General features: G+C 63.1%; 20 protein-coding genes. 16 read left to right on the top strand and 4 right to left on the bottom strand.

The window, feature by feature from the left end; genetic code table 11:
- The first annotated feature begins 7 nt into the window (after positions 1–7).
- On the top strand, positions 8–346 hold the full coding sequence (locus tag GGD53_RS20930; RefSeq protein ID WP_184458782.1) for a Dabb family protein: 339 nt from the start codon (positions 8–10) through the stop codon (positions 344–346).
- 109 nt (positions 347–455) lie between these two features.
- Here GGD53_RS20930 and GGD53_RS20925 read toward each other — a convergent pair whose 3' ends face one another.
- Positions 456–1,718, bottom strand: coding sequence for an MFS transporter (locus GGD53_RS20925; protein ID WP_432443135.1), 1,263 nt, complete (start codon positions 1,716–1,718; stop codon positions 456–458).
- Positions 1,719–1,746: 28 nt separating this feature from the next.
- On the opposite strand from GGD53_RS20925, the gene GGD53_RS20920 reads away from it, so the two are divergent.
- The 13 genes from GGD53_RS20920 to GGD53_RS20860 all read left to right on the top strand — a co-directional run bounded on the left by GGD53_RS20920 (position 1,747) and on the right by GGD53_RS20860 (position 16,491).
- Positions 1,747–2,139 carry a hypothetical protein gene (locus tag GGD53_RS20920; protein WP_184458781.1) on the top strand — a complete coding sequence of 131 codons (393 nt, stop codon included), beginning with the start codon at positions 1,747–1,749 and terminating at the stop codon, positions 2,137–2,139.
- Positions 2,140–2,142: 3 nt separating this feature from the next.
- Complete coding sequence (locus tag GGD53_RS20915) at positions 2,143–2,391, top strand: hypothetical protein (RefSeq protein WP_184458780.1); 249 nt, start codon at positions 2,143–2,145, stop codon at positions 2,389–2,391.
- Between the two features lie 53 nt (positions 2,392–2,444).
- On the top strand, positions 2,445–3,116 hold the full coding sequence (locus GGD53_RS20910; protein ID WP_085777499.1) for a response regulator transcription factor: 672 nt from the start codon (positions 2,445–2,447) through the stop codon (positions 3,114–3,116).
- A complete protein-coding gene (locus GGD53_RS20905; RefSeq protein WP_183840761.1) occupies positions 3,106–4,509 on the top strand; it encodes a sensor histidine kinase in 1,404 nt (467 codons plus the stop codon). The genes GGD53_RS20910 and GGD53_RS20905 overlap by 11 nt, the downstream gene beginning before the upstream one ends.
- 118 nt (positions 4,510–4,627) lie before the next feature.
- A complete protein-coding gene (locus GGD53_RS20900) occupies positions 4,628–5,053 on the top strand; it encodes a hypothetical protein (RefSeq protein ID WP_184458779.1) in 426 nt (141 codons plus the stop codon).
- A gap of 96 nt (positions 5,054–5,149) precedes the next feature.
- On the top strand, positions 5,150–6,280 hold the full coding sequence (ccmI, locus tag GGD53_RS20895) for a c-type cytochrome biogenesis protein CcmI (protein WP_184458778.1): 1,131 nt from the start codon (positions 5,150–5,152) through the stop codon (positions 6,278–6,280).
- Positions 6,277–6,759: a cytochrome c maturation protein CcmE gene (gene ccmE, locus GGD53_RS20890; protein WP_184458777.1), complete on the top strand. Its 483-nt coding sequence runs from the start codon at positions 6,277–6,279 to the stop codon at positions 6,757–6,759. The genes ccmI and ccmE overlap by 4 nt, the downstream gene beginning before the upstream one ends.
- Positions 6,756–8,750, top strand: coding sequence for a heme lyase CcmF/NrfE family subunit (locus GGD53_RS20885; RefSeq protein ID WP_184458776.1), 1,995 nt, complete (start codon positions 6,756–6,758; stop codon positions 8,748–8,750). Before ccmE ends, GGD53_RS20885 begins: the two co-directional genes overlap by 4 nt.
- Positions 8,751–8,929: 179 nt before the next feature.
- Positions 8,930–9,391 (top strand): cytochrome c-type biogenesis protein, encoded by a 462-nt coding sequence (locus GGD53_RS20880; RefSeq protein ID WP_184458775.1) that lies wholly within the window; start codon positions 8,930–8,932, stop codon positions 9,389–9,391.
- A 178-nt stretch (positions 9,392–9,569) separates the two neighbouring features.
- A complete protein-coding gene (locus tag GGD53_RS20875; protein WP_184458774.1) occupies positions 9,570–11,171 on the top strand; it encodes a Do family serine endopeptidase in 1,602 nt (533 codons plus the stop codon).
- 67 nt (positions 11,172–11,238) lie between these two features.
- Positions 11,239–11,994 (top strand): response regulator transcription factor, encoded by a 756-nt coding sequence (locus GGD53_RS20870; RefSeq protein WP_425350133.1) that lies wholly within the window; start codon positions 11,239–11,241, stop codon positions 11,992–11,994.
- Positions 11,991–13,403, top strand: coding sequence for a sensor histidine kinase (locus tag GGD53_RS20865; protein WP_184458773.1), 1,413 nt, complete (start codon positions 11,991–11,993; stop codon positions 13,401–13,403). Before GGD53_RS20870 ends, GGD53_RS20865 begins: the two co-directional genes overlap by 4 nt.
- A 130-nt stretch (positions 13,404–13,533) precedes the next feature.
- A complete protein-coding gene (locus GGD53_RS20860; protein ID WP_184458772.1) occupies positions 13,534–16,491 on the top strand; it encodes a bifunctional [glutamine synthetase] adenylyltransferase/[glutamine synthetase]-adenylyl-L-tyrosine phosphorylase in 2,958 nt (985 codons plus the stop codon).
- Here GGD53_RS20860 and GGD53_RS20855 read toward each other — a convergent pair.
- Together GGD53_RS20855 and pepN are read right to left on the bottom strand one after the other, a co-directional pair.
- The gene (locus tag GGD53_RS20855) at positions 16,488–18,791 is read right to left on the bottom strand and encodes a PAS domain-containing sensor histidine kinase (protein ID WP_184458771.1); all 2,304 of its coding nucleotides are present in this window, start codon (positions 18,789–18,791) and stop codon (positions 16,488–16,490) included. The genes GGD53_RS20860 and GGD53_RS20855 overlap by 4 nt on opposite strands.
- A gap of 191 nt (positions 18,792–18,982) precedes the next feature.
- A complete protein-coding gene (pepN, locus tag GGD53_RS20850; protein ID WP_184458770.1) occupies positions 18,983–21,631 on the bottom strand; it encodes an aminopeptidase N in 2,649 nt (882 codons plus the stop codon).
- Between the two features lie 355 nt (positions 21,632–21,986).
- On the opposite strand from pepN, the gene GGD53_RS20845 reads away from it, so the two are divergent.
- Positions 21,987–22,925, top strand: coding sequence for a DMT family transporter (locus tag GGD53_RS20845; protein ID WP_184458769.1), 939 nt, complete (start codon positions 21,987–21,989; stop codon positions 22,923–22,925).
- A gap of 227 nt (positions 22,926–23,152) precedes the next feature.
- Positions 23,153–24,025, top strand: a complete 873-nt coding sequence (locus GGD53_RS20840) for a hypothetical protein (RefSeq protein ID WP_184458768.1) — start codon at positions 23,153–23,155, stop codon at positions 24,023–24,025.
- On the opposite strand, the gene GGD53_RS20835 is transcribed toward GGD53_RS20840, so the two are convergent.
- Positions 24,026–24,184, bottom strand: a complete 159-nt coding sequence (locus tag GGD53_RS20835; RefSeq protein ID WP_184458767.1) for a hypothetical protein — start codon at positions 24,182–24,184, stop codon at positions 24,026–24,028.
- Between the last annotated feature and the right edge of the window lie 25 nt (positions 24,185–24,209).

The following is a 24,209-nucleotide window of genomic DNA, read 5'->3' as shown; positions in this document are numbered from 1 at the left end:
CTTCCGCGTGATCCGCCATATCGTCTTCTTCACCGTGCAGGAGGAACATCTGGAGGAGGTGAGGGCGGGTCTTTCGATCCTGACCGCCATTCCATACGCGCGGCTGCTTGAAATCGGCACCAATGTGAAGACCGATCAGCTCGGCACCGAGATTGATTTCGTGGTCTATGGCGAATTCGACGATGAGGCGGCTCTCGCTGCTTATAAGGCGCACCCCGAGTACCAGCGTTCGATCGAGCGCGTGCGCCCGCTCCGGGAAAAGCGCATCGCCGCCGATTACGACAGCCGCACGGCGGTGACGCGGCCGCTAAGCGATCTTCCGGATTCGAGCCGCCCAGTTGAATGAACTTCTGAGCCCCTGAACGCGAGTTTCGAAAAAGCCGCCGCAAGCGATTCAAAAGATTCGCCAAATGCGCCTGTTGATCATGAGCCGGAGAACGGCCTGGATCCATATCTCACGAGGTGGCGGTGCTCGGCTGTGATGCCTGTGCGCCGCGCACCAGCGTCATTAGCATCATCACAAAGGTTAGCGACAATGCCGCGAGCACGGCTGCGGCAAAGAGCGCCGGGCCGGTGCCGGCTCGATCGAGAATGGCGGTGAAGACGACGGGGGCGACGGCATTGGCAAGGTTTTGCGGCAGCGACAATCGGGCCGACTGCAGGCCGAATTCGCGCGGCGAAAACAGGACGAGCGGCAGAAGCGCGCGGGCGACGGTCATGACGCCGGCGCCGAAGCCGTAGAGCAGGATGAAGCTGACGAGCAGCGGCGTCGAAGGACCGACGATCAGCATCATCAGGAAGCTCGTCAGCATCAGGCCGGTGCCCATAGCAGCGCTGACGATGGGATTGCCGCGCCGGCCGAGCAGCATGTCGAGGAACCGTGCCGAGATCCCGAGAATGCCGCGGGCCGAGCCGAGCTGCAGCGCGAAAGCCGGCGAGGCGCCGGACTGACGGAAGATCTCGAGCAGCGATGGCGAGATGCCGAAGGTGATGAAGGTGGTGATGGTCGTCGAGGTGGCGATCAGCAGAAAGGCCTTGCGCTGCGCCGCCTTCGACAGCGGCACCGGGGCGATGTCGGCCGCGCCGCCGTGGAGCAGGGCCGCGATCGGCCTGGGCAGGGCGAAAAGATGCAGCGGCAGGCATATGAAGAATTGCAGCGCGGCGCAGATGAGGAAAGTCAGGCGCCACCCGAAGGCATCGTTGAGCAGGCTGAGGATCGGCCAGAAGACGGCGCTCGAGAGCCCGGTGAACAGCATCAGGATGGTGATGACGCGCTTGCCGTTTATCCCTTCGCGTTCGACGACGGCAGTATAGGCTGGCGCGGACAGGCCGAGCGCGCCGCCGATGCCGATCACCACCCAGGCGGCGGCATAGAGAATGACGCCGTTTGCGGCAGCAAGCAGCGAGAGACCGAGCGCAAAGGTCAGAGAAGCCGCCGCAAGCACCCGGGCAGCGCCATAACGGGCAAGCCAGCCGCCGGTCATCGGACCGACGACGGCGCTGACCATCATCATGATCGTCAGGCCGGCAAACGCCACCTCGTTCGCAATGCCGAGATCGGGCGCCACGATGCGGCCCATGACCCCGAGCATGTCGAAGGTCGTGCCCCAGCCGATCAGCTGGGTGACGGCGAGGACGGTGACCGTCTGCGCCGAGCGGAAGCGGTAGGAAATGAGCATCGGTGCTGGAACGGCCTGAAATGGAAGCGGCAAAGACATAACAGTTTCGATCGACCGGTGAAAGCAGGTGCCATCGATTCGGACTGCGGCCCGGCGCTTTTTCTCCGGCGGGAAAAAAGATAGGCCGGTACAATTTCAGGACGACCTGCTGCGCACGGAAGCTGACGATATCGGCCGCCATGCCGCCGCTTTCATCGAAACGCTGTGGCCGAATCGCCAATCACCGCCGACCTGCTCGCAGCGCGATGAAAAAGGCATTGATCCCGCCTGGGGAACGGCATTTGCGGAGCGGGGAAAGCGCCGCCTCCGGCTGCTGCGAGGGCGGCTTCCGTCGGCAGGAATCGACTGTGCCGAACAGGCGAGAACGGTTCTAAATGCCCTGTATTACAGCGCATTCATTTGCCATTCAGGTCGCTTGAGTACATATTCGCAGCAAGTTGGAATTACCTTGAAAGCGTAAGACATGGCCTTTCCTCTGAGCGTCGCAGTAGTGGCCGCCGGACTGGTGGCATCGGCGCCCTCACCGGATGGCGCAGGCGCCCTCGTCCTGCGTGTGGCCGGCGATTGCAGCGCCGCCGCCGCCCAGGTCGTCGAGCAGACGGGCGGGCAGCTCCTGTCCGTGCAACCGGTGGGCGATAGCTGCATCATTACCGTTCTGGTGTCGGGCAATGGCCAGCGTCCACGCAAGGTAACGGTAAAGGTTCCGATGTAAGCGGAATCGGTCTATTCAAACACGATCGATTTGAAGCGGACGAAGGCGGACCGATGCGCATCCTGGTAATCGAAGACGACGTCAACCTGAACCGGCAGCTGACCGACACGCTGAAGGAGGCGGGTTATGTCGTCGACCAGGCGTTCGATGGCGAAGAGGGCCATTTCCTCGGCGACACCGAACCCTATGACGCCATCATCCTCGATATCGGCCTGCCGGAGATGGACGGCGTCACCGTGCTGGAAAAATGGCGCGGCGCCGGCCGCGGCATGCCGGTTTTGATCCTGACGGCGCGCGACCGCTGGAGCGACAAGGTCGCCGGCATTGATGCCGGCGCCGACGACTATGTCACCAAGCCCTTTCACGTCGAGGAAGTTCTGGCGCGCATTCGGGCGTTGATCCGTCGCGCGGCCGGCCATGCCTCCTCCGAGATCGTCTGCGGGCCGGTGCGGCTCGACACCAAATCCTCGAAGGCGACGGTCAACGGCACGACGCTGAAGCTGACCTCGCACGAATATCGCCTGCTCGCCTATCTCATGCATCACATGGGCGAGGTCGTCTCGCGCACCGAGCTCGTCGAGCACATGTACGATCAGGATTTCGACCGCGATTCCAACACGATCGAGGTCTTCGTCGGCCGTCTGCGCAAGAAAATGGGCGTCGACTTGATCGAAACGGTGCGCGGTCTCGGCTATCGCATTCAAGCGCCGAAACATGCGAATTAAGTCGCTCACCGCACGCGTGTTGCTGCTGACCACGGTCTGGTCGACGGTGGCCCTGGTGGTGATCGGCCTGCTGATCTCGACGCTCTACCGCAAGAGCGCCGAACGCGGTTTCCAGGATCTGCTGCGGGCGCAGCTCTATAACGTCATCAATTCCGTGACGATCGGCGATCAGGGGGCGTTGAGCGGCAGCCCGCAGCTCGGTGATCTGCGGTTCGCTCAGCCGAAGACCGGCTGGTATTGGGTGGTGGAGCCGCTCGGCACCTATACGACTGCGCCGTTGGTCTCGCCCTCGCTCGGCTCGGCGCTCATTCCGGTACCCTCCGTCGTCGAGGCGCCTTTCGACAAGAATTACGAGCGCTACTACCAGGTGACGGATGCCTCCGGGAACCGCGTGCAGGTGGCCGAGACCGAAGTGGTGCTCGACACCGACGGCCGCGCGGCGCGCTTCCGCGTCACCGGCAATGTAGACGTCGTCGAAGATGATGTCCGCACCTTTTCCCACAGCCTCTATCTGGCGCTCGCCGGTTTCGGCGTCGGCAGCCTGATCGTCAATGCGCTGGCGATTCTCTACGGCCTGAAGCCCCTCGACAAGGCGCGTGCCGCATTGGAGCGCATTCGCGCCGGCGAGAGCGAGCAGTTAAAGGGCGACTTCCCGCGGGAGATCCTGCCGCTCGCCAACGAGGTGAACGCGCTGATCGACAGCAACCGCCGCATCGTCGAGCGGGCGCGCATGCAGGTCGGCAATCTCGCCCATTCGTTGAAGACGCCGATCGCCGTTCTCCTGAACGAGGCGCGGGTGCTCGAGAAATCCCATGGCGAACTGGTGCGCAGTCAGGCGGAATCGATGCAGGGGCAGGTGCAATCCTATCTCAACCGGGCCCGCATCGCCGCCCAGCGCGAATCCGTGCTCGCCCGCACCGACGCCGAGCCGGCGCTGGAGCGGCTGGTGCGCGTCATGCGCCGGCTGAACGTCGATACCGAATTCGATCTCGTCGTCTCGCCGCCGCATCTTGCCGTCGCCATGGAACAGCAGGATCTCGAGGAAACCGTCGGCAACCTCCTGGAAAATGCGGCGCGTTTCGCCAAGAGCAGAGTGCGGCTTTCGGCCGTCGAAGCCGGCGAGGACGTGAAAGGAGCGGAGGCGAGCGTCCGCCGGCGCTGGGTGGAGCTTGCCGTCGAGGATGACGGGCCCGGCCTTGAGCCCGACCAGATCCGCGAAGCGCTGAAGCGTGGCCGCAGGCTCGACGAAAGCAAGCCTGGAACCGGCTTGGGCCTTTCGATCGTCACCGAGATTTCCAACGAATACCAGGGAAGGCTCGAACTGTCCCGCGGCGAATGGGGCGGGTTGAAGGCGAAGCTTATCCTGCCCGGCGTCACAAAGGATGTTGCATGACCAACTGCTTGATGTCACAAGGATAGTGGCAAATGTATAGCATGTTTTGCCACAATGCTGACACGGGGACGCTGCACTTCGATCGGCTGAATTTGACCTCTGATCGTGGTTCGACGCAATGATTCTACGCTCGCAAGGCATGATGGTTTCCATCCTTCTTCTCGCCGTCGCGCTCACCAGCTGCACGACGACGAAGGGCGCTGTTTCGCGCGGCATTTTTTCGAGCAAACCCTCCGCGTCGGCCGCCTTTATCACCGCGCTGCAGGGCGGCATCGTCGGCCGCAGCGGCGTGAGCTTGAGCGATAGCGACAAGCAGCGGGCGCTCGAGGCGGAGTATCGGGCGCTGGAAGGGGCGGCGGTCGGCCAGCCGGTAGTCTGGAGCGGCAAGGACGTCACAGGCAAGGTCGTGGCGGCCGCGCCGTATCAGGTCGGCTCGCAGAATTGCCGGCAATATACCCATACGCTGACCGTCGACGGCAAGGAAACCGTGGCGCGGGGTGCAGCCTGCCGCAACGAGGATGGCAGCTGGTCGCCGCTCGGCTGAGTGTTTTCAGCCTGAATTGCGGCGAATAGCCTCAAATCTTCGTCATTCCGGCTTTGGCAGTTGGAATAGGCGTGCGCTTCACGTATTTGGGCCGATATGCTGTTCTGGATTCTCGTTGCCGTTCTGACGGCAGCCGTCGCCGTCATCCTGCTCTACCCCCTTCTGCGTGGTGCGAAGGCGGCGCAGAACAGTCGCGCCGGCGAGGCGGCAGTCTATCGCGACCAGTTGCGCGAACTCGACCGAGACCTTGCTGGCGGGCTGATCACGCCTGAGGAGGCTGATTACGCCAGGGCCGAAATCGGCCGGCGGCTGATCGCCGTCTCTGCCGGCGAGCCGGAGACGATAGACAAACCCGCACGGCATCATCGTCTCACCGAAGTCTTCGTCCTGTTGATCCTGCCGGCGCTCGGGCTCTGTCTTTATTTGACGACGGGCAGGCCGGATCTGCCGTCGCAGCCGCTGGAAGCGCGGCTGGAAAATCCCGGCGACGATGTGGCGGTGCTGATCGCCAAGGCCGAACGGCATCTGGCTCAGAATCCCGACGATGGCAAGGGCTGGGACGTATTGGCGCCGATCTATTTCCGCACGATGCGGGTGGCCGATGCTGAGGTCGCCTACCGCAACGCGATACGGCTTCTCGGCCCGAGCCCGATCCGGCTCGACGGTCTTGCCGAGACGTTGATGGTGGTCTCCGACGGCGTCGTGACGGAGGAAGCGCGCCAGGCGCTGGAGCAGTCGCTGACGCTGGAGCCCGACAATCCGCGTGCCCGCTTCTACATCGCGCTCAGCATGGAGCAGGCGGGACGAGCCGACGAGGCGCGCCGGGCCTTCGAGGCGCTGGCGCAGCAATCGCCGGCCGATGCGCCCTGGCTGCCGCTGGTCAATGAACATATCGCCAAGAACGGCGGCGCGGTCGCCCCGCCGGCGGCGCCCGGCGGACCGACGTCGGAAGATGTGGCGGCTGCTGAAAACATGAACGTCGGCGACCGTCAGCAGATGATCCGCGGCATGGTTGAAAGCCTCGATGCCAAGCTCAGCGAGGATCCCAACAATTTCGAGGGATGGATGCGGCTCGTCCGCTCTTACGCCGTATTGAACGATAAGAATCGCGCAGCCGACGCCCTGAAGCGCGGCCTGGCCGCCTTTCCGCCATCCGGCGAGCGGGGCCGGCAATTGCTGGCGCTTGCCAGGGAGCTTGGCATAGCCACGGAGGGAATGACGCAATGACGCGCAAGCAGAAGCGCCTTGCGGTGATTGCCGGCGGGATGAGTTTCATCCTTGCGGCGGTGTTGTTGGTGATGTTCGCCTTCAGCCAGTCGGTGGCCTATTTCTACATGCCGGCCGATCTCGCCAAGACGCCGGTGGCGCCGGAGACCCGCATCCGGCTCGGCGGCCTGGTCGGGGCGGGCAGCGTCGTGCGCGGCGCCGGCTCGAAGGTGGAGTTTTCCGTCACCGACGGCAGCGCCAATGCGGTGAAGGTCAGATATACCGGCATCCTGCCCGATCTGTTCCGCGAGGGCCAGGGTGTGGTCACCGAGGGCAAGTTTGCCCCAGGCAGCAACATCTTTACCGCCGACACCGTGCTGGCCAAGCATGACGAGACCTATATGCCGAAGGAGGTGGCCGACAAGCTGAAACAGCAGGGGCTGTGGCAGGAAGACCAAGGGGGAGCAGGCAAGGGGCAGGAGGCGAAAGCGACGCCATGATCATCGAGATCGGACATTACGCTTTGGTGCTGGCGCTGGCGACGGCGCTGATCGTCTCGATCGTGCCGGTGATCGGCGCCCGCCGCCATGATCCGGCGATGATGGATGTGGCGAGCGTCGGTTCGCTGGTGATGTTTGGGCTCGTCGCCTTTGCCTTCGCCGTCCTGACCTATGCCCATGTCGTCTCCGACTTCTCGGTCGAGAACGTCTGGGAGAATTCGCACTCTCTGGTGCCGCTGATCTACAAATATTCCGGCGTCTGGGGCAATCACGAGGGATCGATGATGCTCTGGCTGTTGATCCTGGCGCTGTTCAGCGCGCTGGTCGCGATCTTCGGCGCCAACCTGCCGGAGACGCTGAAGGCCAATGTGCTTGCCGTCCAGGCCTGGATTTCGCTCGCCTTCACCCTGTTCATCCTGTTGACCTCCAATCCCTTCCTGCGGCTCGATCCGGCGCCGGCCGAGGGCCGCGATCTCAATCCGGTGCTGCAGGATATTGGTCTCGCCATCCACCCGCCGCTGCTCTATCTCGGTTATGTCGGCTTTTCCGTCTGCTTCTCCTTTGCCGTCGCAGCTCTCCTGGAAGGCCGCATCGATGCCGCCTGGGCCCGCTGGGTCAGGCCCTGGACGCTGGCAGCCTGGACCTGTCTGACATTGGGCATCGCCATGGGCTCCTACTGGGCTTATTACGAGCTCGGCTGGGGCGGCTGGTGGTTCTGGGACCCGGTGGAGAACGCCTCCTTCATGCCGTGGCTGGCCGGCACCGCGCTCTTACATTCGGCCCTCGTCATGGAAAAGCGCGAGGCGCTGAAGATCTGGACGGTACTGCTCGCCATCCTGACCTTCTCGCTGTCGCTGATGGGCACCTTCCTGGTGCGCTCCGGCGTGCTGACCTCGGTGCATGCCTTCGCCAGCGATCCCACCCGCGGCGTCTTCATCCTGTCGATCCTCTTGATCTTCATCGGCGGGGCGCTGTCGCTGTTTGCCCTGCGGGCGCCGAAGCTTGCGGCCGGCGGGCTGTTTGCGCCGATCTCGCGAGAAGGCGCGCTCGTCCTCAACAATCTGATCCTGACGGTCGCCTGCGGCACGGTCTTGACCGGCACGCTCTATCCGCTGCTGCTGGAGACGCTGACCGGCGACAAGATCTCGGTCGGGCCGCCCTTCTTCAACCTGACCTTCGGCCTGCTGATGGCGCCGCTGCTCGTCATTGTGCCGTTCGGGCCGCTGCTTTCCTGGAAGCGCGGCGATCTGCTCGGCGCCCTGCAGCGGCTCTATGCCGTAGCCGGCCTCGCCTTCGCCGCCGCTCTGGTCTTCTTCTATCTCCAACATGGCGGGCCGGTGCTCTCGGTGCTCGGGCTGGCGGCCGGGCTGTTCCTGATCTTCGGCGCCATTGCCGATCTCTGGTATCGGGCCGGCATCGGCAAGGTGGCGGGCGGCATCGCCTGGCGCCGCCTGAGCGGTCTGCCGCGCTCGGCCTTCGGCACGGCGCTCGCCCATGCCGGGCTCGGCGTCAGCGTGCTCGGCATCGTCGCCGTCACCACCTTCCAGAGCGAACATGTCGTCGAGATGAAGCCGGGCGCTACGGTCGAAGCCGGCGGCTACAGCCTTGAGTTCGACGGCATGCGGTCGGGCAGGGGACCGAACTATACCGAGGAGCGCGGCCACTTCACCATCCGCCGCGCCGGTGTCACCATTGCCGATACCTGGTCGGCCAAGCGGCTCTATACCGCCCGGCAGATGCCGACGACGGAGGCCGGCATCCTGACCTTCGGTCTCAGCCAGCTCTATGTCTCGCTTGGCGACGCCACCAGCAACGGCGGTATTGTCGTGCGCATCTGGTGGAAGCCGTTCATCCTCTGCATCTGGGGCGGCGCCTTGATCATGGCCGCCGGCGGCCTCGTCTCGCTCTCCGACCGGCGTCTGCGCGTAGGCGCACCGCGGAGAAAGGCCAAGGCAAAGCCGGCAGCGCCTGTGATGGAGGCGGCGGAATGATGCGCTCGCACCTTTTTTCCGCTTCTCCCCATCGGGGAGAAGATGCCCGAAGGGCAGATGAGGGGGCCGAGCGCCAGAGCCGCGAGGATTTTGAGCGCAAGCGAAAGGTCGTTATTGCTGCGAGGGATCGCCCCCTCATCCGCCCTGTCGGGCACCTTCTCCCCGAGGGGAGAAGAGGGATGCCGCTTCTCTCCAGGCTTCTCGTCATTCTCTTCCTCCTCTTCGCGCCAGTCCAGGCCTTCGCCGTCAATCCCGATGAGGTGCTGGCCGATCAGGTGCTGGAGGCCCGCGCCCGCGCCCTGTCGGCCGAACTGCGCTGCATGGTCTGCCAGAATCAGTCGATCGACGATTCCAATGCCGAGCTCGCCAAGGATCTCCGCTTGCTTGTGCGCGAGCGCATCAGCAACGGCGACAGCGATGAGGCGGTGCTCAACTATATCGTCTCGCGCTACGGCGAATTCGTGCTTCTGAAGCCTCGGCTCAGCGTGAGGACGGTATTGCTCTGGGGCGCCCCGGTGCTGCTGGTCCTTGCCGGCGGCGTGTCGCTGCTCGTTTTTGCGCGCAAGAGGACAGGCCTGCCGACCGGAAGCAAGCTGACGCCGGAAGAGCAGGCGCGGTTGAGCGAGCTTCTGGATAAGTAACGTCTGAATAGCGATCGTTCGTCGCGATGGCTCGGGCTCGCGCAAGCAGAGATCACAAACATTACCAACTTTTCATTGGCCGGACAGTTCGCAGTAAGGTGCGGCGTCCTATATCTTAAGTCATCGACTGATCCGGCGTCGCCGGTCTGAAGATCTAAGAACAAGAGAAGGTGCTCCAATGCTGAAGAATTTCAACGGACGTCCGTCCCTCGCCACTGTGCTCAAGGCTTCTACCGTCGCTGGTATCGCAGCCGCTGTGCTCGCAACCGGCGGTCCGCTCGAAATTACCCGGTCTTACGCTGAAGCGGTCAAGGTTCAGGCCCCCGCCGTCCCGAGCTTCGCCAATGTCGTCGATGCCGTTTCGCCCGCCGTCGTTTCCGTTCGGGTCGAAAACCGCGTCAATCCCGTTGCCGACAACAATGACGGCTTCTCCTTCGATTTCAATGGCCGCGGCTTTGACGATCTGCCTGACGATCACCCGCTGAAGCGCTTCTTCCGTCAGTTCGGCCAGGATCCGAACGACCAGCAGGGCCACCAGCGCCGCTTCGGCCAGAACGGCCCCGGTGGTCCGGGAGGGCCGAACGGTCCGGGCGGCAAGGGCCGTCTGCGTCCGGTCGCGCAAGGCTCCGGGTTCTTCATCTCCGAGGATGGCTACATCGTCACCAACAATCATGTTGTTTCCGACGGCCAGGCCTTCGTCGCGGTCATGAATGACGGCACCGAACTCGACGCCAAGCTGATTGGCAAGGATCCGCGCACCGACCTCGCCGTGCTGAAGGTCGACGGCAAGGGCAAGAAGTTCACCTACGTCAACTGGGCCGACGACAACAATGTCCGCGTCGGCGACTGGGTCGTCGCCGTCGGCAATCCCTTCGGGCTCGGCGGCACCGTCACCGCCGGCATCATTTCGGCCCGCGGCCGCGATATCGGTTCCGGTCCCTACGACGATTACCTGCAGGTGGATGCGGCCGTGAACCGCGGCAACTCCGGCGGTCCGACCTTCAACCTCAATGGCGAAGTCGTCGGCATCAATACCGCGATCTTCTCGCCCTCGGGCGGCAGCGTCGGTATCGCCTTCGCCATTCCGGCCTCGACCGCCAAGGATGTCGTCGCCGACCTGATGAAGGATGGCCAGGTATCCCGCGGCTGGCTGGGCGTCCAGATCCAGCCGGTGACCAAGGATATCGCCGAGTCCATCGGCCTTTCCGAGCCGAGCGGCGCCCTCGTTGTCGCCCCGCAGCCCGGATCGCCGGGTGACAAGGCCGGCATGAAGGCCGGTGACGTCGTCACGGCACTCAATGGCGAAACGATCAAGGATGCCCGTGATCTCAGCCGCCGCATCGGTGCGATGCAGCCGGGCAGCAAGGCCGAGCTTTCGGTCTGGCGCGCCGGCAAGGCCCAGTCGCTCACGGTCGAACTCGGCACGCTGCCGGCCGATCAGAAGGATGCCAATGCCGATGACAACAACAATCAGCCGCAGCAGCCGGAGGCTCCGGCTTCCGAGAAGGCGCTTGCCGATCTCGGTCTGACCGTCGGCCCTTCCGATGATGGCAAGGGCCTGGCGATCACCGGCATCGATCCCGACTCCGATGCCGCCGACAAGGGCATCAAGGAAGGCGAAAAGATCACCTCGGTCAACAATCAGGAGGTCTCCACCGCCGCCGATGTCGTCAAGGTGCTGAACCAGGCCAAGAAGGACGGCCGCACCCGCGCGCTGTTCCAGATCCAGTCCAGCGAAGGAAGCCGTTTCGTCGCGCTTCCGATCAATGGCCAGGGCTGATCCGCAAAGAAAATCGGAGCCGTGCGGATCAAGGTCCGCGCGGCTCGTTTCTTCTGATCTTTCAAGGATGATCGCGATGAGCGCCGCCCCGCAGCAAGATGCTTTGAGCCTTGCCGAAACGCAGCCGGTGGGTAATGTCGGCCGCATGAAGATTCTCATCATCGAAGATGATCTCGAAGCCGCGGCCTACCTTACGAAAGCCTTTCGCGAGGCGGGCATCGTCGCCGATCACGCCAGCGACGGCGAGGCCGGCTTGTTCATGGGATCGGAGAACGCCTACGACGTTATCGTCATCGACCGCATGCTGCCGCGCCGGGACGGACTTTCGGTCATCAGCGAGTTGCGCCGTAAGGGCATTCATACGCCGGTCCTCATCCTCTCCGCCCTCGGCCAAGTCGACGACCGCGTGACCGGCCTTCGTGCCGGCGGCGACGATTACCTGCCGAAGCCCTACGCTTTCAGCGAGTTGCTGGCGCGCGTCGAAGTGCTCGGCCGCCGCAAGGGAACGCCGGAACAGGATGTCGTCTATCGCGTCGGCGATCTGGAGCTCGATCGGCTGTCCCACGAGGTGCGCCGCGGCGGGAAGGAAATCCCGCTGCAGCCGCGCGAGTTCCGCCTGCTCGAATATCTGATGAAGAATGCCGGCCAGGTGGTAACCCGCACCATGCTGCTCGAAAATGTCTGGGACTATCACTTCGACCCGCAGACCAATGTCATCGACGTCCACGTCTCGCGCCTGCGCTCGAAGATCGAGAAGGATTTCAGCCAGCCGCTCCTCAAGACCATTCGGGGTGCGGGGTATATGATCAAGGATGAGGGATGAGCCGCTTCAGGGTTCTCTTCAAGTCCACTGCAGTCCGCCTTTCGGCACTCTACATTCTGCTTTTCGCCATTTGCGCCGCGACGCTCGTCTTCTATGTGACGGCGATGTCGGAGCGGCTGTTGACAGGCCAGATCCGCGACGCCGTCCGGCAGGAGGTGGAGCAGGTGCAGCGCGCCTATGACACCGGCGGCATGAACCTTCTGCTGCGCACGATGGAGCGGCGTGCCCGCCAGCCCGGGGCCAATCTCTACATCATTGCCGGTCCCTCGGGCGATATTCTCGCCGGCAATGTCGCTTCGGTGCAGCCTGGTGTCTTCGAGGAGGTCGGCTGGATCTCGGCTCCCTTCGCCTATCAGCGTTATACAGACGGTGGTGGTGTCGAGCGCCGGCACAAGGCGATCGCCAACATTTTCGTGCTCGACAACGGCTTGAGAATTCTGGTCGGCCGAGACCTCGGCGATCCCGAGCGTTTCCGCCTGCTGGTGCGCCAGGCGCTGATGGTGGCTTTGGCAATCATGGGGCTCGGCGCGATCATCATCTGGTTCGGCATTGGCCGCAACGCGCTGAAACGCATCGACCGCATGTCGGATGCGAGCAAGAAGATCATGGCAGGCGATCTCTCGCAGCGCCTGCCGGTCGGCGGATCCGGCGATGAATTCGACCGACTGTCGATGTCGCTGAACACCATGCTCGAACGCATAGAAAAGCTGAACGAAGGCTTGCGGCAGGTCTCCGACAATATCGCCCACGATCTCAAGACCCCGCTGACGCGGCTGCGCAACAAGGCCTCCGACGCCCTCGATATGGCGGATGCCGATACGCGTCGCGCGGCGCTGGAAGGCATCATTTCCGAATCGGATCAGCTGATCCGCACCTTCAACGCCCTGCTGATGATCTCCCGCGTCGAGGCCGGATCGGTCGCGGCGGAGATGTCGCCGGTCGAGCTTTCGGCCATCGTTTCCGACAGCGCCGAACTTTACGAACCGGCGGCGGAGGAGGCTGGTCTCGACCTCAGCGCCAGCGTCGAGCCGGGCGTCGAGGTGCAGGGCAATCGCGAGTTGATCGGCCAGGCGATCTTCAATCTGCTCGACAATGCGATTAAATATTCCTCCGATACGGCAGGGGCGGGCGAAGTGTCGCTCAAGCTTGCCCGCCATCCGGACGGCATCTGCCTGTCGGTGGCCGACCACGGGCCTGGCATTCCGGCCGACCGGCGCGACGATGTGGTGAAGCGCTTCGTTCGCCTCGACGAGAGCCGTTCGAAGCCAGGCACAGGGCTTGGACTTTCGCTGGTGGAAGCAGTGATGGAGCTGCATAACGGCCGGCTGGAGCTCTCCGACACCAATCCCGAAAAGCCCGAACAGCGCGGACTGACCGTCAGCATGATCTTCCCGACCAAGGCTGCCTGAAGTCCCGAATTACGATAGGCTGAATCGCGTATTGGCGGTTTTCCGCCAGGACCCTAAGTTAAACTCGGAACGAAGGCGGTGACCGCGATTCCGGTGATCGCCACTTCTTTTGCCGAGCCAGGGAGAGCGCATGCTGACGAAATCGACGCATGGCCTGAAGGATGTCGCCGAAGGGCTGCTGCGTCCGCTGAGCCAGACGGAGCTGAAGCTGGCGCTGACCGATCTTCAGGAGGCGGGCAAAAGCGAGCCATCAGTCGCGGCGATGCTGAAGACGGAAGGGCGGCTGCGCGATTTTATCGCCGCCGCGCTGACGCTGTCGCCCTACCTGCGCGAAATCGTCAATCTCGATCCCGCCATCCTCGCCGGCGCCATCAGTGAACCGCTGGAGCCGCAGATCGAGGCGCTGATCGCCAAGGCGCGCGGCTGCTGGCGGCCGGACGGCGAGGGCGCCGCACCCGCGGAATCTGTGGTGATGAGCAGGCTGCGCATCATCAAGCGCAAGGCTGCTTTCCTCGTTGCCGTTGCCGATCTCTCGCGCATCTTCGACGGACGAGCGACGACGACCTGGCTCAGCAGGCTTGCCGAAGCGTCGGTCGCGGCCGCGATCGACCATCTGCTGCTTTCGGCGCATGAGGGCGGGAAGCTCAGGCTGCGCGATCCGGCGCAGCCAAGCGAGGGCTCGGGCCTGATCGTGCTCGGCATGGGCAAGCTCGGCGCGTGCGAACTCAACTATTCCTCCGATATCGATCTCGTCGTCTTCTTCGACGAAGAAGCCGGAATCGTGCCCGACCCGGATGATGCGATCGAGATCTTTCCTAGGATGATGCGCCGGCTGGTGCGTATCCTGCAGGAGCGTACCGCCGACGGTTACGTCTTCCGCACCGATCTCAGATTGCGCCCGGATCCCGGCTCGACGCCGTTGGCGATCTCCGTCGACGCGGCGATGATCTATTACGAGGGCAGGGGCCAGAACTGGGAACGGGCGGCTTTCATCAAGGCGCGCGCCGTGGCCGGAGACCTTGCGGCCGGCGGGGAATTCCTGCGCGGGCTTGCCCCTTTCGTCTTCCGCAAATATCTCGATTACGCGGCAATCGCCGATATCCATTCGATCAAGCGGCAGATCCACGCGCACAAGGGCCATGGTGCGATCGCGGTCAAGGGCCATAATGTCAAGCTCGGCCGCGGTGGCATTCGCGAGATCGAATTCTTCGTCCAGACGCAGCAGCTGATCGCCGGCGGCCGCATGCCGGCGCTGCGCGGCCGGGCGACGGAGGAGACGCTCGGCGAACTCACCAAGGCGAAATGGATCGATGCGCAGACGCGCGACGAACTGACGGAGGCCTATTGGTTCCTACGTGACGTCGAACATCGCATCCAGATGGTGCGCGACGAGCAGACTCACCTTCTGCCGGAGACCGATGCCGACCTGAAGCGTATCGCCTTCATGATGGGCTTTTCCGACACGCCGAGCTTCTCCGAAAGGCTGGTCGGCGTGCTGAAGACGGTGGAGCGGCGGTATGCCCGCCTGTTTGAGCAGGAGACCAGGCTTTCGACCGAAACCGGAAACCTCGTCTTCACCGGTCAGGGCGACGACCCGGACACGCTGGAGACGCTGAAGAAGCTTGGTTTCACCAGGCCATCCGACATTTCCCGGGTCATCCGCACCTGGCATTATGGTCGCTATCGCGCGACGCAATCGGTGGAGGCGCGCGAAAGGCTGACGGAGCTGACGCCCGAGCTGCTGCGCGTCTTCGGCGAAAGCAAGCGCGCCGATGAGGCGCTGCTGCGCTTCGACAGTTTCATCTCCGGCCTTCCCGCCGGCATCCAGCTCTTCTCACTGCTCGGCAGCAATCCGGCGCTCCTGTCGCTGATCGTCAACATCATGTCCTCAGCACCCCGCTTGGCCGAGGTGATCGCCGCCAGGCCACATGTCTTCGACGGCATGCTCGACCCCGGCCTGATGGCCGAGCTGCCGACGCGCGACTATCTCGGCGAACGCCTGAAGGGCTCGCTTGCCCAGGCGCGCCACTATGAGGAGGTGCTCGACCGGCTGCGCATCTTCGCCGCCGAACAGCGTTTCCTGATCGGCATCCGCCTGCTCACCGGCGCAATCAATGGCGCAATGGCCGCTCGCGCCTTCACCCATCTCGCCGACCTCATCATCGCAGCCGCACTCGATGCCGTGACGAGCGAGATGCGGGCCGCACATGGCGATTATCCCGGCGGCCGCATCGCCATATCAGGCATGGGCAAGCTCGGCAGCTTCGAGCTGACGGCAGGTTCCGACATCGATCTGATCCTGCTCTATGATTATGACGACGCGGCGTCGGAATCCGATGGGCCGAAGCCGCTCGATGCGACGCGTTATTTCACCCGCATTACCCAGCGACTGATCGCCGCGTTGTCGGCGCCGACCGCCGAGGGCGTGCTTTATGAGGTCGACATGCGGCTGCGCCCGTCCGGCAACAAGGGCCCGGTCGCCACCCGCATCAATGCCTTCGGCAAGTACCAGCGCGAGGAGGCCTGGACCTGGGAGCATATGGCGCTCAGCCGCGCCCGGCTGATTTCGGGCGATGAAAGCCTGATCGCCGAGGCGGAACATATCATCCGCGAGGTGCTGACTTCAGATCGCGACATCGCCAAGGTGGCGCATGACGTCGCCGAGATGCGCGAACTGATCGACAAGGAAAAGCCGCCCTCCGGCCCATGGGACTTGAAGCAGATCCCCGGCGGCGTCATCGATCTCGAATTCATTGCCCAATATCTGGCGTTGATCGCGCCAACCAGGGGCGTCGGCATTGCCTTGAACGGCAAGAGCACCGGCGAGGCTCTTAAGCTGCTCGGCGACCGGCTGATGTCGGCAGCTGACCTCGACACATGCCTCGAAGCCTTCGCGCTCTACACCAGTCTTTCACAGCTGATCCGGCTCTGCATCGAGAGCGACTTCGACCCGAACGACGCGCCTGCTGGCCTCATCGAGCTCGTCTGCCGTGCCGGCGACTGCCCTGACATCAGAACACTTGAGGGAGAGGTGAAGCGGCTTTCGAAAGCAGTGAGAAAGATATTCGTCAATACCGTGAAAGCTTAGACATCATCCGGAATACGCAGCGAGATCACTGTCCCGACTGCTTCGCGTGAGCGGATCTTCATGCGCCCACCATGCAGCGAAGTCAGTGAGCGGGAGATGGCAAGTCCGAGGCCGGAGCCGCCCTTGCTCTTGGCGTACTGGCTCTGCACCTGCTCGAAGGGCTGACCGATCTTCGACAGCGCCGAGCGCGGGATGCCGATGCCTGTATCGGCGATGGTGACGACGACGGCGCCGTCGACGCGGCGCGTGCGCAAGGCGATGCGGCCGCCATCGTCGGTGAATTTCACCGCATTGGAGAGCAGGTTGAGCAGCACCTGTTTCATCGCCCGGCGGTCGGCCGTCAGCGTCAGGCCCGACGAGATGCGCTGTTCGATGACGATGTTCTTTTCGGCCGCCGGAATGGCGGTGAAACGCAGGCTTTCCTCGATCAGCGGCACGAGGTCGATGCGCTCGCGGTGCAGCTTCAGGTGGCCGGCCTCGATCTTCGACATGTCGAGAATGTCACTGATGACGTTGAGCAGATGTTTGCCGCTGTCATGGATATCGCGGGCATATTCGTCGTATTTCAGCGAGCCGAGCGGCCCGAACATCTGGTTCTGCAGAATCTCGGAGAAGCCGAGGATGGCGTTGAGCGGGGTGCGCAGCTCATGCGACATGTTGGCGAGGAATTCCGACTTCGCCTTGTTGGCGGCCTCGGCGCGTTCCTTCTCCGCCTGATAATTGGCGTTGGCCGTCGAGAGCTCGGCCTTCTGGAGCTCCAGCGTCTGGCGCGAGGCGGAGAGATCGCCGATCGTCGCCATCAGCCGGCGTTCGGATTCCCGCAGCCGCTCCTGATGCCGTTTCATCAGCGTGATATCGGTACCCACCGAAACGCGGCCGCCGTCGCGCGTGCGCCGTTCATTGATCTGTAGCCAGCGCTCGTCGGCAAGCTGCACCTCCGTCGTGCGCCCCGAGCCGTCGGCATCGGCGACCCGCCGCTCGATGACCGGGCGGGCGGCGGCGGCATTGACGATCGAGCGTTCGGTGCCGGGCACCAGCACGCTGTCCGGCAGGCCGTAGGCTTCCTGGAAATGCGTGTTACACATGACGAGCCGGTCGTTCTTGTCCCAGAGCACGAAGGCTTCCGAGGTGCATTCGATGGCGTCGGCGAGCCGCTGGTCGGCTTCGGCATAGCGCTGGGCGAGCCGGTGTTGTTCGGTGACATCCATGGCGATGCCGATCAGGTGCATGCGGCCGGAATTGCTGCGGATCACCTGGGCGCGGGCGCGCATCCAGACATAGTGGCCGCCGGCATGGCGCATGCGGAAGATCTGGTCGACCTGGCCGGAATGGCCGTTGGCGATGGCGCGTGCGATCTCGTAGAGACCGCCATCATCCGGATGCATCAGCCGCGCGGCTTCGCCGAAGCCCAGCGTCTTGTCCGAACCCGGCAGGCCGAGCATGTCGTACATCGAGCGCGACCAGAAGAATTCGCGGTTCTCGAAGTCGAAATCCCAGAGGCCGCAGCGGCCGCGCGACAGCGCCGTCTCGACGCGCAGGTTCGATTCTAGGAAGATATCGTCGGCGTCGCGGGCGCGTTTCACCTGGGTGTAATAGGCGTAGAGGATGACGAGCAGGATCGACGATATGCCCGCAAACAGCGTGACGTTGAGCGCCAGTTCCTCGCGCCAGACCTGGCTGATCTCCTCAAGCGAGGTGGCGGCAACGATATAGCCCCCGGCATTGCCCATCAAAGTGATCTCGGCATAGTGCGGCACGCCGCCGATCGTGGTCTCGATGACGCCGGCCCGATCGCCGAAACGCCGGATCGCCGAAACCTCCGGGAAAAAATCGCCGACATTGCTGCCGACATGCGAAAGCCCGGCGGTCGTTGCGGCGAAAACCTTGCCGCTGGCCTGCACCAGCAGCACGAAAGCGCCACTGTCCAGCCGGTCCTGCGGCAGGTACTTGGTGAGGCGCGTCTGCGCCTGGCCGATATCGCCGCTGTCGAAGATCTGGGCCGCATCGGCAAACACGGCCGAGGCAGTCGCCGCCGAGAGCGCTGTGGCATGGCGGGCGGAAGCCTCCAGCCGGGCATATTCATTCATCATGCCGAAGAAATGCGAGGCGGCGACGACGGAGAGGAAGGCAATGATCAGCGCCGGAATGGTGCGCTTCAAGACGAGCTCCGCCTTCGGCAGATGACGAAGGAGCGGTTCCGATGTCGCATGACCGGAAAGGCTGTTTCGCCAGGCTTTCAGCCCGTCAAAATCGACACGCAGCCGTCCTCCGGCCACGGTTGCCCGCCGCACGTTCATCATCTCTTCGCCTTGTCCCTCGTGTGATTCGCGCGCCGCTCGCTCGAACCTGACATAGAGAATCACGGGTGATTCGCCTTGTCCAGAGGCAAAGGTAAAAATCCGTTAACTATCTAAATTTCTGTATTTTTTGCGCTATTCGAATCAGCGGTCCGGCCGGCCGTCACGTCCTGCGCGGCGGCCGGTTCGGCAAATCACCCTTTAAGCGTGCGCTCGACGATATCGCGGACGTCAGTGGAAAGGTTGGGCGCCTGTTCGATCCTGCTCAATGCGGCGCGGGCGTGATTGGCGCGCGTCGGCTCCAGCGAGCGCCAGGAGCGCATCGAGGTCAGAATGCGGGCGGCAAGCTGGGGGTTGCGCTCGTCGATTTCGAGAATTTCGCCCGCGAGGAAATGATAGCCTTCGCCGTCGGCACGGCCGAAGCCCGTCGGATTGGCAAAGGCAAAAGTGCCGACCAGCGCCCGCATTCTGTTCGGATTGGTCCGCCTGAAGAGCGAATTCTCCATCAGGGCGCGCACCCGTTCCAGGGTCTTGGCGCCTGGAATGCCGGCCTGAATGGAGAACCATTTGTCGATGACGAGCGCGTTTTCTGCGAAGCGGTCGCGGAAGGCGGCAAGCGCCTGACCCGTCTCGGCACTCTCGGGAAAATGATGAGCGAGAAGCGTCAGCGCATGGCTGAGATCGGTCATATTGTTGGCCGCGTCGAAGGCGGCCTTGGCGCGAACCGGTGTCTGCTCGGCATAGGAGAGGTAGGTGAGGGCGCTATTGCGCAGCGCGCGCAGGCCGGCGCTTTTGGCATCCGGGCTGAAATTGCCTGATCTCGTCATTGCAGCGTAGAGGTCGGCAAAGATGCTCTTTCCGGCATCGGCGATCTGTTTCAGGATCGCCTGCCGGCCGGCATGGATGGCGTCGGGATCGTTATTGCCGCCGAGTTCGCGGGCAATATCGGATTCGCTCGGCAGAGCCAGCGCCTGGGCGCGGAAGGCGGGCTCGAGGCTCTCGTCGGCGGCAGCCGCAATCAGCGTCTCGACGAAGGTCGCCTCGCAGGCGACAGGCTTGCCCTCACGCGCATCGCGGGCAGCTTTGAGAAGGTTCGGCAGCGCCAGATCGGTCAGCGCCTGCCAGCGGGCGAAGTGATCCGTCTCATAACGGGCGAGGCGGGCAAGATCGGCCGGGCTCTGATCGAAATGCAGGTTGATCGGCGCCGAGAAGCTGCGGTTGATCGAGACGACCGGGCGCGAGCCGATGCCGTGGAATATCGCCGTCTGTGCGCGGTCGGTGAGGTGCAGCACCTCGCCGGAATATTCCGCTCCGCTGACCGAGCTCGGCTCGATCTTGCCGCCGTTTTCGCCGAAGAGTGCGAGGCTGAGCGGAATATGCATCGGTTCCTTGCTCGACTGGCCGGGTGTTGCCGGGACCATCTGCTCGAGCGACAGGGTGAAGGTGCCGGCAGCCGGATCATAGCCGCCCGATGCGGTGACGAGCGGCGTGCCGGCCTGATGGTACCAGAGCGAGAATTGCGTGAGGTCGCGCCCGCTCGCATCCTCGAAACATTTGACGAAATCCTCGATCGTCACGGCCTGGCCGTCATGGCGGTCGAAATAGAGGTCCATGCCCTTATTGAAGTCGTCTTTGCCGATGAGCGTCGCGATCATCCGCGTGACTTCGCTGCCCTTTTCGTAGACAGTCCGCGTGTAGAAATTGTTGATCTCGCGATATGTCGTCGGCCGCACCGGATGGGCCAGAGGGCCGCCATCCTCCGGAAACTGCTCGGATTTCAGGTGGCGCACATCGGCGATGCGCTTGACCGGGCGCGAGCGCTGATCGGAGGAAAATTCCTGGTCGCGATAGACCGTCAGGCCTTCCTTGAGGCACAGCTGGAACCAGTCGCGGCAGGTGATGCGGTTGCCGGTCCAATTGTGGAAATATTCATGCGCTATGACCGCTTCGATATTGGCGTAGTCGGCATCGGTCGCGGTCTCGGGATCGGCAAGGACATATCTGTCGTTGAAGACGTTGAGCCCCTTGTTCTCCATCGCCCCCATGTTGAAGTCGGAGACGGCGACGATCATGAAGATGTCGAGATCATATTCGCGCCCGAACCGCTCTTCGTCCCACTTCATCGAGCGCTTCAGCGCATCCATAGCATAGGCTGCGCGGGGCTCCTTGCCGTGTTCGACATAGATCTTCAGCACCACTTCGCGGCCGGACATGGTGGTGAAGGTATCTTCGACGACGCCGAGATCGCCGGCGACCAGCGCAAAGAGATAGCTTGGCTTCGGATGCGGATCGAACCAGGCGGCGAAATGCTTGCCGGGGCCGTAGCCGGCGCCGCCGAGGAAGTTGCCGTTCGACAGCAGCAGCGGGTTGGCGTCCTTGTCGGCGATGATGTTGACCGTGAACGGAGCAAGCACGTCGGGCCGGTCGGGGAAATAGGTGATGCGGCGGAAGCCCTCCGCCTCGCACTGCGTGCAGTAGATGTCGCCGGTGCGGTAAAGGCCCATCAGCTGGGTGTTGGCTTCAGGATTGATGATCGTGGTGATCGTCAGCTCGAAAGGAGCGCTCTCCGGCAGGTCGCGCACCGTCAGGCTTTCCGGCGTCGCGTCATAACGTGAAGGGTCAAGCTCCACCTGGTCGAACAGCAGCCCCGCCAGCGTCAGCTCGTCGCCGTCAAGCACGATCGGCGCGGCAATGTCGGCGCCCGGACGCCGATGAAAGATGAGACGCGCTTCGACCTTCGTCTCCGTCGGATCAAGTTCGAATGTCAGGTCCACGCGTTCCAGCACGAAGTCGGTGGGACGGTAATCTGCCAGATGAATGACCTGGCCGGTATCTGTTCGCATGGTGTTTCCTGAAGACCGTTATTTGACAACCGCGGATACAGAGGCGGGCGCACTCTGCCTAAATTGCCGGGCATGATTACATTAAAGTCTGAACTAAAGTTAAAGCAAACTGCTGGCAAACGCGAAGTTCGCAGGCAAAATATAAGCGGATAGACGTGGCTGTCGGCCGAAAGGCGCTATATCGGATCGAGCGCCGCAGCGCCGCTCTCCCGCCTGACCGGTCGGATTGGATGCGAAAAGCGATAAATTTTCGCCCATCTCGATTTTCTTTAGCTACGATGACAGACGTCACTCGCCGCGTCCCCGAGTCGGACGCGTCTCCCCGTCCTGTTAAGTCAGCATCAGAGCCAGGATCATGCACTCGGTTCTCAGAAACCCGATGAGAGGCATTGCGCTGAAAGTCTCGTCGGTCGTGGTCTTCCTGGCCATGCAGACCTTCATCAAGCTGGCCGGCCCGGATATCCCGCCGGGCCAGGTCACCTTCTGCAGGTCCTTCTTCGCGCTCTTCCCGATCATGGCCTATCTCGCCTATATCGGCCAGCTGCGCGCCGCCTTCCACACCGCCAACCCGGTCGGCCACCTGAAGCGCGGCACGATCGGCATCCTGTCGATGGCTTTCGGTTTTTACGGACTGCTGCATCTGCCGCTGCCGGAGGCGATCGCGCTCGGCTACGCCTTGCCGCTCGTCGCCGTTATCTTCGCTGCGGTTTTTCTCGGCGAGACCGTGCGCATCTATCGCTGGAGCGCCGTCCTCGTCGGCATCGTCGGTGTCGCTATCGTCTCCTGGCCGAAACTGACGCTGTTGCGCGACGGCGGCATGCAAGCCGAACAGGCCCTCGGCGCGCTTTGCGTGCTGCTCTCGGCCGTTCTCGGCGGCATGGCGATGATCCAGGTGCGTCGTCTCGTCGAGGAGGAGAAGACTGCGACGATCGTTTTGTATTTTTCGCTCACCGCGTCGGTCTTCTCGCTGGCTTCCCTTCCTTTCGGCTGGCTCGTCCTGCCATGGTCGTCGGCGCTTTATCTGGTCGCTGCCGGCTTTTGCGGTGGCGTTGCCCAGATTCTGCTGACGGAAAGCTACCGCCATGCCGATGTCTCCACCATCGCGCCGTTCGAATATACCTCGATCCTGCTCGGCGGTATCGTCGGCTACTTCGTGTTCGGCGATGTGCCGACCGTCACCATGCTGATCGGTACCGTCATCGTCGTTGCTGCCGGTATCTTCATCATTTATCGCGAGCATCAGCTGGGCATCGAACAGCGAGAGGCGCGCAAGGCGACGACGCCGCAAGCCTGAGGTTCCGACCGGCCTATTTAACGCAGAGATTGCCGTCGTGCGCGGCTTGCTTCCGGTGAGCGAAAAGAATGGCGAATTCTTGGGATGGCGTCGACCTGCGGAATGTGATTGTTGAACATGAGAAACTATCATTTATTCAATGCTATGCATGTCTGAATGAGCCGGTTTGCGGCTTCGATATTACTGCTCCGAACGCTGGCCTGCGAGCGGAGATGGAGAAAAGCATAATGGCGTTCACGGCGGAGCAATTGGCGGGGAACTGCTCCTTTTTGATGAGCATCCGCTTTCTGGCTGGGCAGACGCGCGGCATGTTCGACGCCGGTCCGCGTTTGGCGCGACTGCTCGCCTCCCATCAGCGCTGGCTCCTGACTCAGACCGCCTATGCGCTTCACCTGGAATATGATCCGCGCGACCCGACGTCGGGTTTCACCGCCGTTCGGCTGACCGGTCGCATCACCGCACACAAGGTGGCGAGCCGTAACACCGTGCTCGCCTTCATCGAAGAACTCTATACCTACCGCTTCATCACCCACACGCCTGGTGACGAGCGGCGCCGGCCACGACATTTCGAACCGGCCAATGTCAGCCACCAGGCGATGTTTGGCTGGATCCACGCCAATCTGGCCGCTCTCGACCTGCTCGATGGCGGCGAAAGGGCGACCTTTTTCCAGGCAAATCCAGCATTGATGAAGCTCGTTCAGCCGCGCATTGCCCGCCATTGCCTGGAAGATGCCGCCTGGCGGGAGCCGCCGGAGCAGGTGGCACAGTTTCTCTGGACGGAAGCCGGCGGCCTCGTCGTCGACAACTTCATCAGCCGAATGGATATCGAGAACACCGAGTCCGACAGGTTTGTCGTCGGCCGCGTCGAAACCCGCGCGCTCGCCGCCGATTTCATGATGTCGCGCACGCACCTGCAGAGGCTCTTGGCAAAGGCGGCGCAGCGCGGCTGCGTCGGCTGGCGTGACGAGCCGCGCAAGACGCGGCTCTGGATATCGCGGGATTTTGTCGAAGAATATTGCGCCTGGCAGGCCGTCAAGTTCGCCTATGTCGACGAAGCCTTCGAATGGGCGAAAGCCCGGATCGAAGAGATGGCAGTCTGATCAGAGAACGATCGCCGCTGCACCCGCGCCAAGATCCGAGGCGGAATCGGCAGGCCTGACCGACAGCTCGCGCTCATATTCCCGCGCGGCGCAGACCGCGACGCGGATATGTTCGAAGGTTTCGATGTTGCGCAGAAGCGATAGCAGGATCGTCGACATGGTGGCTTACTCTGACATGAAGGGC

The sequence above is a fragment of the Rhizobium aethiopicum genome, assembly GCF_014197535.1.
Lineage (GTDB): Bacteria > Pseudomonadota > Alphaproteobacteria > Rhizobiales > Rhizobiaceae > Rhizobium > Rhizobium aethiopicum_A.
This window is presented reverse-complemented; position numbering and strand designations above follow the sequence as displayed.

Bases quoted from the DNA above. Each gene is read 5' to 3' on its own strand.
- GGD53_RS20925 (WP_432443135.1), bottom strand. From the start codon at position 1,718: ATGTCTTTGCCGCTTCCATTTCAGGCCGTTCCAGCACCGATGCTCATT.
- GGD53_RS20915 (WP_184458780.1), top strand. From the start codon at position 2,143: ATGGCCTTTCCTCTGAGCGTCGCAGTAGTGGCCGCCGGACTGGTGGCA.
- GGD53_RS20910 (WP_085777499.1), top strand. From the start codon at position 2,445: ATGCGCATCCTGGTAATCGAAGACGACGTCAACCTGAACCGGCAGCTG.
- GGD53_RS20905 (WP_183840761.1), top strand. From the start codon at position 3,106: ATGCGAATTAAGTCGCTCACCGCACGCGTGTTGCTGCTGACCACGGTC.
- GGD53_RS20900 (WP_184458779.1), top strand. From the start codon at position 4,628: ATGATTCTACGCTCGCAAGGCATGATGGTTTCCATCCTTCTTCTCGCC.
- ccmI (WP_184458778.1), top strand. From the start codon at position 5,150: ATGCTGTTCTGGATTCTCGTTGCCGTTCTGACGGCAGCCGTCGCCGTC.
- ccmE (WP_184458777.1), top strand. From the start codon at position 6,277: ATGACGCGCAAGCAGAAGCGCCTTGCGGTGATTGCCGGCGGGATGAGT.
- GGD53_RS20885 (WP_184458776.1), top strand. From the start codon at position 6,756: ATGATCATCGAGATCGGACATTACGCTTTGGTGCTGGCGCTGGCGACG.
- GGD53_RS20880 (WP_184458775.1), top strand. From the start codon at position 8,930: ATGCCGCTTCTCTCCAGGCTTCTCGTCATTCTCTTCCTCCTCTTCGCG.
- GGD53_RS20875 (WP_184458774.1), top strand. From the start codon at position 9,570: ATGCTGAAGAATTTCAACGGACGTCCGTCCCTCGCCACTGTGCTCAAG.
- GGD53_RS20870 (WP_425350133.1), top strand. From the start codon at position 11,239: ATGATCGCGATGAGCGCCGCCCCGCAGCAAGATGCTTTGAGCCTTGCC.
- GGD53_RS20865 (WP_184458773.1), top strand. From the start codon at position 11,991: ATGAGCCGCTTCAGGGTTCTCTTCAAGTCCACTGCAGTCCGCCTTTCG.
- GGD53_RS20860 (WP_184458772.1), top strand. From the start codon at position 13,534: ATGCTGACGAAATCGACGCATGGCCTGAAGGATGTCGCCGAAGGGCTG.
- GGD53_RS20855 (WP_184458771.1), bottom strand. From the start codon at position 18,791: ATGATGAACGTGCGGCGGGCAACCGTGGCCGGAGGACGGCTGCGTGTC.
- pepN (WP_184458770.1), bottom strand. From the start codon at position 21,631: ATGCGAACAGATACCGGCCAGGTCATTCATCTGGCAGATTACCGTCCC.
- GGD53_RS20845 (WP_184458769.1), top strand. From the start codon at position 21,987: ATGCACTCGGTTCTCAGAAACCCGATGAGAGGCATTGCGCTGAAAGTC.
- GGD53_RS20840 (WP_184458768.1), top strand. From the start codon at position 23,153: ATGGCGTTCACGGCGGAGCAATTGGCGGGGAACTGCTCCTTTTTGATG.
- GGD53_RS20835 (WP_184458767.1), bottom strand. From the start codon at position 24,184: ATGTCGACGATCCTGCTATCGCTTCTGCGCAACATCGAAACCTTCGAA.